Source organism: Rhizobium leguminosarum bv. viciae, from assembly GCF_012276115.1.
GTDB lineage: Bacteria > Pseudomonadota > Alphaproteobacteria > Rhizobiales > Rhizobiaceae > Rhizobium > Rhizobium leguminosarum_T.
This window is the reverse complement of sequence record NZ_WIEU01000005.1, coordinates 145,666-161,189: the sequence shown is the minus strand read 5'-3', so window position 1 is coordinate 161,189 and position 15,524 is coordinate 145,666. Positions and strand designations below refer to the sequence as shown.

The following is a 15,524-nucleotide window of genomic DNA, read 5'->3' as shown; positions in this document are numbered from 1 at the left end:
TTAATTCAGAGAAACGATCCCATGGCATCGCGTGCGTACAGCATTCCCAATCTCCTGACCTACGGCCGTATCCTCGCGGTACCGCTGATCGTTCTCTGCTTCTTCATCGAGGGCAGGCTGTCGATCAGCAATACGGCGCGTTGGGTGGCGCTGTGGATCTTCGTCATCGCCTCGCTCACCGATTTCCTCGACGGTTATCTCGCGCGCATCTGGAACCAGACGTCGAATATCGGCCGCATGCTCGATCCGATCGCCGACAAGCTGCTGGTCGCCTCGATCCTCCTCCTGGTCGCGGCCGACCAGACCATCGCCGGCTGGTCGATCTGGGCGGCGATCACCATTCTCTGCCGCGAGATCCTGGTGTCGGGCCTACGCGAATATCTGGCGGCGCTGAAGGTCAGCGTGCCGGTGACGCGGATCGCCAAGTGGAAGACGACGCTGCAGCTTGTCGCCATCGCCTTCCTGCTCGCCGGCCCTGCCGGCGACGAGATTTTCCCCTATACGACGCAGACCGGCATTGCGCTGCTGTGGATCGCGGCGCTGCTGACGATCTATACCGGCTACGACTATTTCCGCGCCGGGGTAAAACATATCGTGGATGACGAAGAATGACGCGACTTGTCTATTTCGCCTGGGTGCGCGAGCGCATCGGCAAGGGCGAGGAGGAGATCGACCTCCCCTCCTCCGTCGTCACCGTCGCCGATCTCTTGAATCATCTGAAGACGCTGGGCGAAGAATATGAGACCGCACTTCAATATCCGGACGTGATCCGCGTGGCGCTCGACATGGAGCATGTCGAGCATGACGAACCGATATCAGGCGCGCGGGAAATCGGGATATTTCCGCCGATGACGGGGGGATGAGGCTGTGATGGTGGTGCCGTGTCGCTACCCCCCTCTGTCCTGCCGGACATCTCCTCCACAAGGAGGGAGATTGGCTGGGCGCACGAACTTCCCCAAGCAATCAACGTCGCAGCCCGGCAAAACTGTAGATCGGCAGGATGGTCAAGCCGCCCGTAATCTCCCTCCTTGTGGGGGAGATGCCCGGCAGGGCAGAGAGGGGTTGGCACGGCACGCCCTCTCCATAGCCTCCGCTACCACATCAAAGCAGTTGGGGATGTTATCATGACCATCACCCCCACCATTCGCGTCCAGCATGAGGATTTCGACCTGCAAACCGAGGTCGATCGCCTCTCCAAGGGCAAACCCGGCATCGGCGCCGTCGTCACCTTTTCCGGCCTCTGCCGCGATGAAGGCGGGACGCTTGCGGCACTCGAGCTCGAGCATTATCCCGGCATGGCGGAGGCGGAGATGCGGCGCATCGGCGATCTTGCCATCGGGCGTTTCGGGTTGCTCGGGCTGACCGCCATCCACCGCTACGGGAAGATCGCTGCCGGCGAGAATATCGTGCTCGTCGTCGCAGCCGCGCCGCACCGGCAGGCGGCATTCGACGGCGCCAATTTCGTCATGGACTTCCTCAAGACCGCAGCCCCCTTCTGGAAGAAGGAGCACGCCAGGGATGGCGCCACCGGCGACTGGGTCTCGGCGAAAGACGCCGACGACGCGGCGCGCGACAAGTGGAAATAAGTTAGAGCACCACGCGCTCCCTGCGGCTCATCACCAAGAGCAGGACGAGCAGCGAGAAGACGACCAGATCCCGCCAGACGAAGGGGCCGTAGGCGCCCCACATGGTTTCGACAACGGCAAGCCCGGCAGCGCCGCCTGCCGAGCGCAGCGGATCGGAATGGCCGCCGACGGCCGCGATCAGCAGCACCTTCAACCCGAACATCAGGCCGGCGCCGAAATCCATCGAGCCGTAATAGAAAGTCGCGAGAATGCCGCAGATGGTGGCGACGAGGGCTGCGGCCCCATAGGCGACAAGAAAGACGCGGTTGGCGCTGGTGCCGCAGAGTTCGGCGGCCAGCGGATCATCGGTAACGGCGCGCCAGACGCGGCCCCAGGCCGTGCGCCTGAGGATCAGCGTACCCACGACGACGATGGCGCACATCAGTGCGGTGTCGATCAACTGGATATGGGTGAGCGTCACCTTGAACGGGCCGTCGCTCCAGAAGACGACCGTATCGTTCAGGAACGGCGGCAGCCAGATCGCGCGGGTATTGGCGGCGAGCCGGGCGGTCTCCATCAGCACGATCATGATGCCGAGGGCAGCGACGATGACCGTATTCGGCGATTTGCTGACCAGCGGCAGCATGATCGAGCGGCCGATCCATAGGCCTGCCGCCAGCGAATAGACGATCGAAGCGCAGGCGCCGACGGCAAGGGCGGCCGGCAGCACCAGCCAGAAGCGGTTGAAGGCGAGTTCGGTGAAGAGCAGCAGGATCTGGCCCGCGAAGGCAAAGATCGCCCCATAGGTGATATCGGCCCGCTTCGTCACGCCGAAGGCGACGGCATAACCGAAGGCGAGCGCGGCATAGAGGGCGGCAAGCGGAACCGCATTCGCCAGCTGCTGCAGAAGATAAGCCATTCCAGACACTCCGCGTCACCAAAATTATAACTGGTGAAACCTATTTCACCAGTTATAATTTCATCATGAGTTTTTCCTGGACCCCTCACCGCTTTACCGGCGGCGCACTGGCGCTCGATGTCGTCAACAGCGTCGTTCTGCGCCACGATGCATCGCGGCGGATCGACCGCTTCGCGGTCAGGGACCAGATGCGGAGCTTTCCGCGCGCCGCCGCCGAATTCTGCGCCGAGCGCGCCCTCTTCGGCGACATCGCGCCGGTGGCGGCGGAAAACGAGGCGGATTTCATCGCGCTGCGGGAAGCGATCGACCTCTATTTCCGCGAGCGTATACTGAATGGCGGCGACGACCAATTGCTGGCCCGGTTGCTGGAAGCGCTGGCGAAGACATTGCGCGACGCAGGCCCAGACAGCCTGGCCGTGGCGACCGCCCATTCGGTCCTGCGGCTGATCACCATGCCTGATCCCCAGCGCATGAAGATCTGCGGCAATTGCGGCTGGCTGTTCATCGACCGCAGCAAGAACAGAAGCCGGGCCTGGTGCGACATGGCGGTTTGCGGCAACCGCGCCAAGGCGAACCGGCACTATCGCCGCAAGAAGGAGGAGACGCCATGAGGAAATATATCATCGTAACGGTGGCAGCAGCCGGTCTTCTACTGTCCGCCTGCCAGCGCCAGGCTGAAAACCTGGTCGAGGTCACCGGCCATCTCTTCGTCTTCAACTATCGGGTGGCGAGCGCCACCTATCTGCTGACGCTGAAGAAGACGGGGCCTATCCCCGACGGTTCGGTCATCATCGCCGAATTCGAAAATCCGCAAGGAGGCGATCCGCTGGCGCTGAACCAGAAGATCTATCCGATTGACGACAAGATCGCGCTGCAGAGCGAAAACCTGCATTGCGTGCGCAAGGACCGCCCCTATTCCGTGAGTGTCCGGCTGGTCGATAAGGACGGCAAGGTGCTGCAGGAATTGAAGACGCAGTTCCGGTCCGACCTCGACCAGACCGTCCTGCCGAGCAAGCCGCTCGTCGTCGGCGCGCTTTATGACAAGAACCCGGAGGTCTTCAAGCCTGACGGCAGCGTCGATTTCTCGAATACCGACAAATGCCCGGCATAGAGACATGCATGGAAAAAGCCGGAGCAAGGCCCCGGCTTTCGAGAGTCAATTCAAGGTTTTGCTGGCGAATGCCGACGCGAGGCCTCAGCCGACGATTTCGGTATCGGAGAACCAGTACTTGATTTCCTGGGCAGCCGTTTCAGGAGCGTCCGAGCCGTGAACGGAATTTTCGCCGATCGACAGAGCGTGAACCTTGCGGATCGTGCCTTCGTCAGCGTTAGCCGGGTTGGTCGCGCCCATGATCTCGCGGTTCTTGAGGATCGCGCCTTCGCCTTCCAGCACCTGAACGACGGTCGGGCCGGAGGTCATGCCTTCGACCAGTTCGCCGAAGAAGGGACGATCCTTGTGAACGGCGTAGAAGCCTTCGGCTTCGCGACGGCTCATCCAGACGCGCTTGGAAGCGACGACACGCAAGCCGGCATCTTCGAGCATCTTGGTGATGGCGCCCGTCAGGTTGCGCTTGGTTGCATCAGGCTTGATCATCGAGAAGGTGCGTTCAATCGCCATAGTCAAATCCTCTGTTTTCTCGGGAAAAGTGGGCGGTCTTTACCCGCCCCAACGCCCGAAAACAAGAGGTAGGCGGCAATTTCACGCCGCTGTCACAGTCCTGCCGCGGCTTTCATGAAGATCGAGGCAGCGTTCGAACCAGGCCATGACGGGATCGTCGGCGGCTAGCATGGCGAGACCGGCGGAGACACGCAGCCATTGCAGCGCGCCGAAGACGATATAGTCGGCAAAGAGCGGTGTCTGCCCGCCGATGAAGGGTTGGAACTTCAGCATGTGCCGGAGCGGCTCCAGCTTGGCGCCGAAGGCGGCCTTCTCCGCCTCGCTATCGGCGGCAACCACTTCCAGCGGCTTGCCGAGCCGAGCCTCCCGGTTTTGACGGAAATAGGCCTTGTCTGCCTCATCGAGGTTCGCATGGATGTCGAGAAGGGCGATGCGCATGATCGCGGGATGGATGATCATCTGCGAATAGCCTTCCACCATGCGCGACAGCGCCTTGCCGCCCTCGCCGTTGAATAGCGACGGCCGCTCGGGATAGGCCTCCTCGAGATAGAGGGCGATATCGAAACTGTCGGGGATCAACCGGCCGTTGTCGTCGAGAACGGGCACGATCGACGAGACGCCGCCGCCGATCGCGCGGATGCGGGCATAGGTCGTCGGAATCTCTTCGAAATCGAGCCCTTTATGCGCCAGCGCCATCACCGCCTTCCAGCAATGGGGCGAAAAGAAGCGCCGCTCGTCGGCACCGCAGAGGGAATAGAGGGCTCTGGTCATGACAGTCCTTTCGAGATCGCAGCTCCATGCATTCGACGACAGAAAGCGCCTGCGATCAAATCAGGAAATTTCATGGCGTCATCACTCGGCTTTCTAGGGAAAAGGGCTAGACTGCCGATACGACGCGGGAGGGGACAGGATGCTCAGACATTACAGGATGTTCGCCGCCTATAATCGCTGGGCCAACACGCAAGTTTATGCGGCTGCGGCCGAACTCAGCGATTCAGAGTTCCGCAATGATTGCGGCGCTTTTTTCGGCTCGCTGCATCGCACGCTCAATCATCTGCTCGTCGCCGACCGGATATGGATGAAGCGCTTCACCGGCACCGGCGAAGCGCCGACGACACTCGATGCCGTGCTCTTCGAAGATCGGGATGCGCTTGCCGCCGCACGCAAAGCAGAGGACGAGCGGATCATTGCCTGGACAGGCATGCTGGACGAGGCGGCGCTTGCCGCCAACTTCACCTATGTAACAGTGGTACAGCCGGTCGAGATCACCCAGCCTCTGTCGGCAGCGCTGGCCCATTTCTTCAACCACCAGACCCATCATCGCGGCCAGTGCCACATGACGCTGACGGCGCTCGGCAAGCCGAGCCTCGTGCTGGATCTCATCTATTTCCTGCGGGTCGAGGGCCGCGAATGGATGTGAGGTCTTCGCCATCAAGGCCGCGTTAACCGCCTTTACGGGTTCCGCCCGCGAATCCAGGGCTTCCGATTGAAAGTTCAACCTCTCTTAAAAGCTTGCGGGCATAGCGGAACATAGGAAAAGAGGCTGCCGCGAGGGATCGTCATGCAGAATGCAAGCGCAAACGCACTGGTGCCGCGCGAGGCTGCGCGCGCCGCGCCGATGGCGGATATTCAGAAGATCGCCCAGCACATGGTGCGTCTGAACGTCGCGGCACTGCCACGCAATTACGAACTCTTTCACGAGGCGATCATCGGGCTCAATGCCGGGCTTGCGCAGGATATCGCCGCACTCGGGTCCCAGCCGCAGCAGCCGATGCTTGACGAACTCGGCCTGAAATACCGCCTCGTCGGCCATTGCGGGCTGGCAGGCGAGACATCACGAAACGAGGCGAGCCGGATACTGCGCGACGTGGCGGAAAGGCTTGCCGAGGGGCTGAAGCACAGGAACGCCTTTGCGCGCGCCTGCGGCACGATCCTGAAATCCGTGTCCGGCCATGACGACCAGAGCCTTGCCGCTTTCCTCAGCGAGGTCGACTACCTCACTGCCTCGCTTTCGACCGTTCTTGCAGCCGAGATGGACATCGGCGCGAAGCTGCAGGACGATATCAAGACGCTGGAAACGCTGGAGCGCGGCATTTCGGCGATGCAATCGGCCGCGATCGCCGACAGGATCACCGGACTTCCGAACCGCATCGCGCTGAACCGGACGATCGCCGATCTCTACAAGCGCGAGGAAGGTGCGGCCGGCAGCGCGCTGATCATGGTCGATATCGACAATTTCACCGAACTCAACGACAAATACGGCACCCAAGCCGGCAACAAGCTCCTGAAGAAGCTCGCCGGCCTCCTCCAGAAGTCGATCAAGAAAAACGATTTCATTGCCCGCACCGAGGCTGACGAATTCGCCCTGTTGTTTTCCAATGTCGGCATGCAGGATGCGATTGCTATTGCCGAACGCCTGCGCGCCTCCGTCGAAGACAATCTGGTCTTCGCCACATCCGACAAGGCCGATCCCGGCAGGCTCACCATCTCGATCGGCGTGGCGCTCAGCACCGACGCGGCAACGCCGGGACAGTTGCAGGCCAATGCCCGCGTGGCGCTTCTCGCCGCGCAGTCGAACCCCCGACAACCGGTGCAGGCTTTCGGCCGCTGAGGCGGCGGACAATTGTTCTGGTCGCGAGACAAGCAAGCTTGGGGCGGACAAGCGAGCTTGCCGCGGGGATAAGCAAGCTTGTCAGCGCACAAGCAAGCTTGGCGCGGGGATAAGCGCTCTTGCCTTAGCGAGCGCTTTCGGCCAAAACGCCGGCCATGATCACGCTCACTGACATTTCCGCCCGCATCGCCGGGCGCCTGCTTCTCGACAATGCCAGCGTTTCGCTGCCTTCAGGCACGAAGGCTGGGCTCGTCGGGCGCAACGGCGCCGGCAAGTCCACGCTTTTTCGCGTCATCACCGGCGATCTCGGCTCGGAGAGCGGAACGGTGTCGATCCCCAAGGCCGCACGCATCGGCCAGGTGGCGCAGGAAGCGCCGGCGACCGAGGATGCTCTGATCGAGATCGTGCTTGCCGCGGACAAGGAACGCACCGCTCTCGTTGCCGAGGCGGAAACGGCGACCGATCCGCATCGCATCGCCGAAATCCAGATGCGTCTTGTCGATATCGACGCGCATTCGGCCGAAGCGCGCGCGGCGAGCATTCTTGCCGGCCTCGGCTTCGACAAGGACGCGCAGGCCCGTCCCGCCTCCTCCTTTTCCGGCGGCTGGCGCATGCGCGTCGCCCTTGCCGCCGTGCTGTTTTCCGAGCCGGACCTGCTCCTGCTCGACGAGCCGACCAACTATCTCGACCTCGAAGGCACGCTGTGGCTTGAAGATTATGTCAGGCGCTATCCGCATACCGTCATCATCATCAGCCACGATCGCGACCTGTTGAACAACGCGGTCAATGCAATCGTCCACCTCGACCAGAAGAAGCTCACCTTTTATCGCGGCGGATACGACCAGTTCGAGCGGCAAAAGGCGGAAGCTGACGAGTTGCAGACCAAGGCCAAGGCCAAGAACGACGCGGCACGCAAACATCTGCAGGGCTTCATCGATCGCTTCAAGGCCAAGGCTTCCAAGGCCCGCCAGGCACAATCGCGTGTCAAGGCGCTGGAGCGCATGGGAACGGTCGCCGCCGTCATCGAGGACCACGTCCAGCCGATCACGTTTCCTGAGCCGGAAAAGCAGCCGGCTTCGCCTATCGTCGCGATCCAGAGCGGCGCCGTCGGCTACGAGCCCGGCAATCCGATCCTGAAGAACCTCAATCTGCGCATCGACAATGACGACCGCATCGCCCTGCTCGGCTCGAACGGCAACGGCAAATCGACCTTCGCCAAATTCATCTCCGGCCGTCTCGCGCCGGAGAGCGGTGAAGTGAAGATCGCGCCGAGCCTGAAGATCGGTTTCTTCGCGCAGCACCAGCTCGACGACCTCATTCCCGAGCAATCGGCGGTGGAGCATGTGCGCCGCCTGATGCCGGGCGCGCCGGAAGCCAAGGTGCGCGCCCGCGTCGCCCAGATGGGGCTTGCGACCGAGAAGATGGCGACGGCCGCCAAGGATCTTTCCGGCGGCGAAAAAGCCCGATTGCTGATGGGGCTTGCCGCCTTCAATGCGCCCAATTTGCTGATCCTCGACGAGCCGACCAACCACCTCGACATCGACAGCCGCCGCGCGCTGATCGAGGCGCTGAACGACTATGAAGGCGCCGTCATCCTGATCTCGCATGATCGCCATCTGATCGAGGCGACGGTCGACCGGCTGTGGCTGGTCAATGGCGGCACCGTGACGAGTTTCGAAGGCGATATGGACGAGTACCGCGACCTCATCGTCACTTCAGGTAAAAAAAAAGAAGAAAAGCCGCAGCTAACTGAAGACGCGACGTCGAAGGCCGACCAGCGCAAGCTCAATGCCGAACGTCGCGCCTCGCTGACGCCGCTCAGGAAAAAGATCAACGAAATCGAATCCTTGACGGCGAAGCTGGAGAAACAGATTCAGGCGCTTGACGCGGAACTTGCGGATCCGGCCCTTTACGAGAAGACGCCCGCTAAAGCCGCCGAGAAGGCAAAGCAGCGCGGCGAAGCCGCGGCAAAACTGGCTGCCGCCGAGGAAGACTGGCTGATGCTGTCGGCCGAATACGAAGAAGCGATGGCGGGATAGCCACAGGGTGACGCTGAAATTCAAGAAGACCGAGGTGCCCAACACCGTCGTTGCCTCGGCCGATTTCGTGACGATCCGGTGAAGCAGGTTGCCAAGTCGGGACCGTCTGCCTAGATCTGTCCGACGTCAACGGAAACCGGCAGGTTAGAATGAACCTTCATCTCGAAACGGACGACGATCCACGCACCCGCCAGTTCATCGACGAGCACAACCGGGTTTCCGGCGCGGCACTGAGAACACCTGAATTCGACAGGGATCGCGACGCGATCAAAGCGCTGATCGAGCGGCAGGACAGGCTGATCGTTCCGATGCGCCGAGGAGAGTGGCTGTTCGATTTCCGCCAGAGCAAGGACAATCCTCTCGGCATCTGGCTGCGCCTGCCGGCAGATCAGGAGCCGCTGCCGGACGCCGCCTGGGAGCCGGTCTTCGATCTCGACGCCTTCTGCGTCAGGGAAGGCAAGCGCTGGAACTGGCGCGGCGCCGTCACCTGCCCATGGGAGCCGACGCGGGTGCTGCTCACGCTTTCAGACGGCGGCTCCGACCTTCTCCGGCTGCTCGAATTCGACGCCGAGCGGAAACAGGTCGTCGAGGGCGGCTTCGATACACCGGCCGCACGATCGCATGCCACCTGGCTGAGCCGCGACGAAATCTGCTATTTCGGTTCCATCGACAGATTTTCGGCGACCCGCTCCGGATGGCCGCGTGTCGGACGGCGATTGAAGCGCGGGCAACGCCCGGAAGATGCCGCCGTCATGTTCGAAGCCGCGGACGAAGATGTCTACGGCTTCAATCTCGTCATCGACCCTGTCCTATCAGGCGCTTGGGCGGATCGCGGATTGATCGATATTTTCGTCGCCGCCCACGAGATCGGCGTCGCGAGCGCTTTCCTGATCGCCAGCGACGGCACGCAGCGGCGCATCGATCTGCCTAAGGAAGCCGATTTCCAGTTCAATCATGATCATTGCCTTTGGCGGGCAAAGACCGATGAACGCGTTGCGACCGGCAGCCTCGTGCTGCAACGCTTCGACCCCGCCTCGGAGACGGCCCTGCTCGGGCCGGAGCGGATCCTGTTTCAGCCTGGCGAGGGCCAGTCCATCGCGCAGATGATGCTGATGCAGGAGTGGTGCGTCTTCATCATCTCCGATCGGCTGCGTCCGCGTCTCATGGTGCTGGACCTGACAAGGCCTGACGGCGAGCAGCGCGAGATCGCACTGCCGGCGGATATGCAAACGGCTCACTTCAGGCCACTCCATGCGGATCTGCATCTTGGCGACGATACGCTCCTCGTCATCGGCCAGGGCTTCCTGCAGCCGCCCGTCTGTTACCGTCTCGAGCTGTCGGATCGCAGCAGAGAGGCCGAGCCGGTTTTCGTCGCCGCGGCGCCGAGCTATTTCGATACGACCGATATGTCATCCGAACTGCTGGAGGCTGTTTCGGAGGACGGAACGAGGGTTACCTACCGGTTGGTTCTGCCGAAGCAATGGACCAAGGGCGCGCTGCCGGTGCTGCTTTACGGCTATGGCGGCTTCGATGTCCCGTTGTCGCCAAGCTATTCCGGCGTGACAGGACGCTGGCTGGAACAAGGCGGCGCCTATGTGCAGGCCTATATTCGCGGCGGCGGCGAATTCGGGCCCGACTGGTATCGCAGCGCCAAGCGGCAGGGGCGAGACCGGGCGTTTGCCGATTTCGTCGCCATCGCGCGCGATCTCGTCGCCCGCGGCTATACCGTGCCGTCGCGGATTGCCTGCCAGGGCGGCAGCAATGGCGGTCTGCTGACCGGCGTGATGCTGACGCGCTACCCGCAAGATTTCGGCGCCGTCTGGTGCCAGGTGCCGGTCCTCGACATGACACGCTTCCACCTGTTTACCGCAGGGCAAGCCTGGATGGACGAGTATGGCGATCCGGAGACGCCGGTGGACCGGGACTTCATGCTCGGTTATTCGCCGCTTCACAATGTCGGGGCGGCGACCAAGGTCAGCTATCCGCCGATCTACATCGAAAGCTCCGCCAATGACGACCGCGTGCATCCCTCGCATGCGCGCCGCTTTGCCGCGCGGCTGGAGGAAGAAGGACACCGGCCGCTCTTCCATGAATTCGGCTCCGGCGGGCATGGCGGCGACGGCAATTCCGAAGAGCGCGCCGCCCGCGCGGCGATGGGTTACAGCTTCCTTCGCCAAACCATCATGCGATAGAATGGAGGAGGAGCGCTTGTCGGCGCGCCTCTTTCTGATACAAACAGATCAATAAATCATACTTTTCATACAGGCTCGAGCGAAACACCATGTCTCCTATCAACCTCGCCATCGTCGGCGTCGGCAAGATCGTCCGCGACCAGCACCTTCCCTCCATCGCCAAGAACCCGGATTTCGAACTCGTCGCCACGGCAAGCCGCCACGGCACGGTCGAAGGCGTCAAGAGTTATACGACGATCGAAGCGATGCTCGACGCCGAGCCCTCGATCGATGCCGTCTCGCTCTGCATGCCGCCGCAATATCGCTATGAGGCAGCCTATAAGGCGCTGGTCGCCGGCAAGCATGTCTTCCTGGAAAAGCCGCCCGGCGCGACGCTCAGCGAAGTGGCCGATCTCGAAGCGCTGGCGAACAAGCAGGGTGCGTCGCTCTTTGCCAGCTGGCATTCGCGCTATGCACCGGGCGTCGAGGCGGCCAAGGCGTTTCTTGCCGCGACGACGATCAAAAGCGTGCATGTGATCTGGAAGGAGGATGTTCGCCACTGGCATCCGAACCAGGACTGGATCTGGCAGGCCGGCGGCCTAGGCGTTTTCGATCCCGGCATCAACGCGCTGTCGATCGTCACCCATATCCTGCCGCGGCCGATCTTCATCACCGAGGCCGTGCTCGAATTTCCCGAGAATCGCGATGCGCCGATCGCGGCCGCCATTCACTTCCGCAATGCTGACGGCCTGCCGGTTCACGCCGAATTCGACTGGCGCCAGACCGGCAAGCAGAGCTGGGACATCGTCGCGGAGACAGCAGCCGGCCAGATGGTGCTCGCCGAGGGCGGCGCCAAGCTTTTGATCGACGGCACGCTGAGATTCACCGAGCCGGAGCAGGAATATCCCTCGCTCTACCGTCGCTTTGCCGAAATCATCAAGGCCGGCAAATCGGATGTCGATCTCGCGCCGCTGCGCCACGTCGCCGATGCCTTCATGCTCGGCAAGCGAAAATTCGTCGACGCGTTCCACGACTGAGCGTCGCAATAACGTCATAGAAACCGGCAAGATCTGCCGGCCTATGGCAATAGTGTTCGGGGGCAGCCGCTCATGAGCAACAAAATTGGCCGCAAGGGCCGATTTTTCCGCGTGTTGAAGATTGGCATCCTTGTGGTGCCGCTTCTCGGCCTTGCGACATGTTCGGGCGAAGAGGTCGTCATGCCGCCTGATCCACCGGGCATTTCCCGATCCGAGGAATATTCCTTCGGATCGGCGACCCAGGACCAGGATTGGCAGGCCACCCGCAAGGTGCTGGGCCAACTGGAAGGGCGGTTCGGAGAGAAGTCCATGCGTATCCTGGCGCGCAATCTTGCCAGCACCACCGAGCCCCAGACCATCAAGGCTTATTATGCCGAACGCCTTGTCCATCAAGCCGGCTGGGCGGAAATGCCGGTCAGCACCTTTGCCGACAAGGCGTGGGCCTTCGCTTTCGTCAGTCCGAATGGAAAGCATGTTTTGGCAGTCGAGGCGCTCGACGCGTCGGAAAGTGCTGGCGGGATCGTACCCCTCAATATCCTGACAAACCTCGACGAGGATAAAGGCTCGAAACGGTAGCGGCGTTCGCTGGCCGGGAGAGCGAAATTGGACGGCTTCATGCAGCAATTCAAAGTGTTACAGCGTCCTTTGCGGCTCTCGAAAAGACGCGCGGCGCTGTAGCGTCGTGGCGAAACGCTCAGGCCTTCTTCTCCCACCGCCCATGAGCCGTCTGCTGCCAATAGGTGAGGTTGTGCCCCTCGCCTTTCAGCTTCTTCCACTGCGCACGCGCGGCTTCCAGTTGCTCCTGGTCGTGACCGTCGAACATGAAGACGACGCGCTCATAGGCATCGACCGGCGGCGGCTCGGCGCCGTCGACGATGAAACGCACGGTCGCCGCATTGGCATTGTCCGGCGTCACGGTCAAAAGCACCGGCTGGCTTTCGGCGAAATCCGCCTCGTCGGTGCCGTGCGGCAGGAAGCTCTCCTCGCGGAAAGTCCAAAGATGCTGATCGAGAGCATCACGCCGCGCCGGCTCGCGCGTCTGGACGGCAACGCGCCAGCCGCGCTCGACGCTTTTGTCGATGAGCGGCGGAAGCGCGTCCTCCAGCCTGGATTCGGTCAGATGATAGAAGAGAATTTCCGTCATCAGGATTCATAATGGGCGCGAACGAGTTCATCGAGCAGGCGCACGCCGAACCCGGAGCCCCAGGACTGGTTGATCTCATCCTGCGGCGAGCCCATCGCCGTGCCGGCAATATCGAGATGCGCCCAAGGCGTGTCCTGCACGAAGCGCTTGAGGAAATGCGCGGCCGTGATCGAGCCGGCCTGTCGGCCGCCGGTGTTCTTCATATCGGCGAACTTGCTGTCGATCAGCTTGTCGTAATCCCTGCCGAGCGGCATGCGCCAGAGTTTTTCGTTGCTCGAAAGACCGGCTGCCGTCAGTTGGGCGGAAAGCTGGTCGTCATTGGAGAACAGGCCGGCATGCACATTGCCGAGCGCCACGACGATCGCGCCGGTGAGTGTCGCAAGATTGATCATGAACTGCGGCTTGAAGCGGTCGTTGCAGTACCAGAGCGCATCGCAGAGCACGAGGCGGCCTTCGGCATCGGTGTTGATCACCTCGATCGTCTGGCCGGACATCGAGGTGACGATATCGCCCGGACGCTGGGCGTTACCGTCAGGCATGTTCTCGACCAGGCCGATGATGCCGACGGCATTGACGGCGGCCTTGCGGGAGGCGAGCACATGCATGAGGCCGGTGACGGCTGCCGCACCGCCCATATCGCCCTTCATGTCCTCCATGCCGGCGGCCGGCTTGATCGAAATGCCGCCGGTATCGAAGACGACACCCTTGCCGATGAAGGCGACGGGACGATCCTTGCCCTTGCCGCCCTTCCACTGCATGACCGCCAGGCGCGGCGGGCGCACGGAGCCCTGGGCGACGCCGAGAAGGGCGCCCATGCCGAGGCGGCGCATTTCGCGCTCCGTCAGGATTTCCACTTCGACGCCGAGCTTTTCCAGCTCCTTCGCCTTGGCGGCGAACTCGACGGGGCCGAGCACGTTCGGCGGTTCGTTGACGAGGTCGCGGGCAAGGTTGACACCACCGGCAATCGCTTCGGAATCGGAAAACGCCTTCTTGGCACCGCCCGGATCGGCAGTGACGATCGTCACCTTGACGGATTTCGCCGGCTTCTCCTCCTCGTCGCTCTTCGTCTTATAGGTATCGAAGCTATAGGTGCGCAGCAGCATGCCGAGCGCGAAATCGGCAGCTGCCGGCGCGCTCGTCTCGAGCCCGGGCACATCGATGAAGACGGCGGCCTTGTCGGTATTCTTGATTCTCGATGCCGCAGCACCGCCGGCCTTCAGCCAGTCATGGGCGGTGAGTTCGGCGGCCTTGCCAAGCCCGATAACGACGATGCGCTCGACGGGCGCGCCTTCAGGGGCGACAATATCGAGCCCGCTCATGGATTTTGCGGAGAATCGGGCGATCCTGGCAGCCTTGGCGATCACGCCTGCGGGATCGACCGTGTCGGCGCCGGCAGCGCTGTCGGCCTCTGCAGTCTTCAACAGGATCGCCAGGCCGCCATTGAGCTTTGCCGACTTCGAGAATGAAATTTCCAACTTTACTGACATGTCTTCTCCGCTGGGATTCTTTGAAATCCGTCCCTTGCGGATAATTTCGCGTTTGGCGGGTCTGTCAATGGCTTGCGACAATTGTTATGGTCGCCCGCAGCCATCAGGGCTCTCTAGTTTTCGTCGGTTTTGTAGATATTCGCGTTGACAGTTTTTTCGAAAAATCGATGGCGGGGCTTGGCAATCCGCCTGCCGAAAACAACTTTCGGCGCGTTCATGCTGCTATTTTGGATGTGGTGGGCACTGCTTGCCGTCTTCCGCGCTTTTCCCGGAATAGACATCTATTTTTCCCAGCTTTTTTTCGTGGGCGCAGATTGCGACGCGACTGCTGCTGCCGGGAGCATCTGCGGCGGCTTTCCCTATCGCGACGTCGCGGCCTTCGACCTGCTGCGCACTCTCTTCTTCCGGCTACCCTATGTGGTGGCGATCGTGATGCTGTGGAAACTCGTCGAATGCTACCAGCAGCATGGTGCGACCTTCAACGCCCAGCGCGCGCAAAGGCTCAAAGTCGCGCTCGGAACGCTGCTGATCGGGCCGGTGCTGCTCGTCAATGTCGTCCTGAAGGACCATTGGGGCCGGCCGCGGCCGATACAGACGGACATTTTCGGCGGTGCGCTGCATTTCGTCGAGGCAGGTTCGCTTGCCGGAAAATGCGTTTCGAACTGCTCGTTCGTCTCCGGCGAGGCGGCGAGTGCCGGCTGGCTCTTCTGCCTCCTGCTCTTCGTGCCGAAATCCCTGCGTTATGCGGTGGCGGCACCCCTGGCGGCGATCTCGATCCTCACCCCGGCGATGCGGCTATCCTTCGGCGCACACTATCTTTCCGACGTCGTTCTTGGATGGCTTTCGTCGCTTGTCGTCTTCGCCGCATTGCTGGCGTTAACTGAGTCGCAACAGCATCAAAAAAATTCTGAAATTTGAATGAATTTTTGACAC

The 15,524-nt window shown here is 61.8% G+C and carries 17 protein-coding genes; 12 read left to right on the top strand and 5 right to left on the bottom strand.

What is annotated here, in order from left to right:
• Positions 1-21: 21 nt before the first annotated feature.
• The 3 genes from pgsA (at position 22) to GFM02_RS11800 (ending at position 1,586) form a co-directional block, all read left to right on the top strand.
• Positions 22-612, top strand: coding sequence for a CDP-diacylglycerol--glycerol-3-phosphate 3-phosphatidyltransferase (gene pgsA, locus GFM02_RS11810; RefSeq protein ID WP_003547103.1), 591 nt, complete (start codon positions 22-24; stop codon positions 610-612).
• Positions 609-863 carry a molybdopterin converting factor subunit 1 gene (gene moaD, locus GFM02_RS11805; protein WP_017959832.1) on the top strand — a complete coding sequence of 85 codons (255 nt, stop codon included), beginning with the start codon at positions 609-611 and terminating at the stop codon, positions 861-863. The genes pgsA and moaD overlap by 4 nt, the downstream gene beginning before the upstream one ends.
• Positions 864-1,124: 261 nt before the next feature.
• A complete protein-coding gene (locus GFM02_RS11800) occupies positions 1,125-1,586 on the top strand; it encodes a molybdenum cofactor biosynthesis protein MoaE (protein ID WP_168270329.1) in 462 nt (153 codons plus the stop codon).
• Between the two features lies 1 nt (position 1,587).
• Here the strand turns inward: GFM02_RS11800 and GFM02_RS11795 are convergent, their stop codons facing one another.
• Positions 1,588-2,484: a branched-chain amino acid ABC transporter permease gene (locus tag GFM02_RS11795; RefSeq protein WP_168321774.1), complete on the bottom strand. Its 897-nt coding sequence runs from the start codon at positions 2,482-2,484 to the stop codon at positions 1,588-1,590.
• A gap of 65 nt (positions 2,485-2,549) precedes the next feature.
• Here GFM02_RS11795 and GFM02_RS11790 point away from each other — a divergent pair, with 65 nt between their 5' ends.
• Together GFM02_RS11790 and GFM02_RS11785 are read left to right on the top strand one after the other, a co-directional pair.
• Complete coding sequence (locus tag GFM02_RS11790; RefSeq protein ID WP_168321773.1) at positions 2,550-3,095, top strand: CGNR zinc finger domain-containing protein; 546 nt, start codon at positions 2,550-2,552, stop codon at positions 3,093-3,095.
• Entirely contained in the window at positions 3,092-3,595 is a 504-nt protein-coding gene (locus GFM02_RS11785) for a hypothetical protein (protein ID WP_168321772.1), read from the top strand. Before GFM02_RS11790 ends, GFM02_RS11785 begins: the two co-directional genes overlap by 4 nt.
• An 84-nt stretch (positions 3,596-3,679) precedes the next feature.
• Here GFM02_RS11785 and ndk read toward each other — a convergent pair whose 3' ends face one another.
• Together ndk and GFM02_RS11775 are read right to left on the bottom strand one after the other, a co-directional pair.
• Complete coding sequence (gene ndk, locus GFM02_RS11780) at positions 3,680-4,102, bottom strand: nucleoside-diphosphate kinase (RefSeq protein ID WP_004680549.1); 423 nt, start codon at positions 4,100-4,102, stop codon at positions 3,680-3,682.
• Between the two features lie 81 nt (positions 4,103-4,183).
• Complete coding sequence (locus GFM02_RS11775) at positions 4,184-4,873, bottom strand: glutathione S-transferase family protein (protein WP_168321771.1); 690 nt, start codon at positions 4,871-4,873, stop codon at positions 4,184-4,186.
• A gap of 139 nt (positions 4,874-5,012) precedes the next feature.
• Here GFM02_RS11775 and GFM02_RS11770 point away from each other — a divergent pair, with 139 nt between their 5' ends.
• The 6 genes from GFM02_RS11770 (at position 5,013) to GFM02_RS11745 (ending at position 12,536) form a co-directional block, all read left to right on the top strand.
• On the top strand, positions 5,013-5,522 hold the full coding sequence (locus GFM02_RS11770) for a DinB family protein (protein ID WP_168321770.1): 510 nt from the start codon (positions 5,013-5,015) through the stop codon (positions 5,520-5,522).
• A gap of 141 nt (positions 5,523-5,663) precedes the next feature.
• Positions 5,664-6,713 carry a GGDEF domain-containing protein gene (locus GFM02_RS11765; RefSeq protein ID WP_168321769.1) on the top strand — a complete coding sequence of 350 codons (1,050 nt, stop codon included), beginning with the start codon at positions 5,664-5,666 and terminating at the stop codon, positions 6,711-6,713.
• Positions 6,714-6,868: 155 nt separating this feature from the next.
• Complete coding sequence (locus tag GFM02_RS11760; RefSeq protein WP_168321768.1) at positions 6,869-8,752, top strand: ABC-F family ATP-binding cassette domain-containing protein; 1,884 nt, start codon at positions 6,869-6,871, stop codon at positions 8,750-8,752.
• Positions 8,753-8,901: 149 nt separating this feature from the next.
• A complete protein-coding gene (locus GFM02_RS11755) occupies positions 8,902-10,944 on the top strand; it encodes a prolyl oligopeptidase family serine peptidase (RefSeq protein ID WP_168321767.1) in 2,043 nt (680 codons plus the stop codon).
• Between the two features lie 89 nt (positions 10,945-11,033).
• A complete protein-coding gene (locus GFM02_RS11750; protein WP_168321766.1) occupies positions 11,034-11,960 on the top strand; it encodes a Gfo/Idh/MocA family protein in 927 nt (308 codons plus the stop codon).
• Positions 11,961-12,032: 72 nt separating this feature from the next.
• Positions 12,033-12,536, top strand: coding sequence for a hypothetical protein (locus tag GFM02_RS11745; protein WP_168321765.1), 504 nt, complete (start codon positions 12,033-12,035; stop codon positions 12,534-12,536).
• Between the two features lie 118 nt (positions 12,537-12,654).
• Here GFM02_RS11745 and GFM02_RS11740 read toward each other — a convergent pair whose 3' ends face one another.
• Positions 12,655-13,104: a DNA polymerase III subunit chi gene (locus GFM02_RS11740; protein ID WP_168321764.1), complete on the bottom strand. Its 450-nt coding sequence runs from the start codon at positions 13,102-13,104 to the stop codon at positions 12,655-12,657.
• Positions 13,104-14,591: a leucyl aminopeptidase gene (locus GFM02_RS11735; RefSeq protein WP_168321763.1), complete on the bottom strand. Its 1,488-nt coding sequence runs from the start codon at positions 14,589-14,591 to the stop codon at positions 13,104-13,106. Before GFM02_RS11735 ends, GFM02_RS11740 begins: the two co-directional genes overlap by 1 nt.
• Before the next feature lie 144 nt (positions 14,592-14,735).
• Between GFM02_RS11735 and GFM02_RS11730 the strand changes: the two genes are divergently transcribed.
• Positions 14,736-15,509 carry a phosphatase PAP2 family protein gene (locus tag GFM02_RS11730; protein WP_168321762.1) on the top strand — a complete coding sequence of 258 codons (774 nt, stop codon included), beginning with the start codon at positions 14,736-14,738 and terminating at the stop codon, positions 15,507-15,509.
• Positions 15,510-15,524 lie beyond the last annotated feature (15 nt).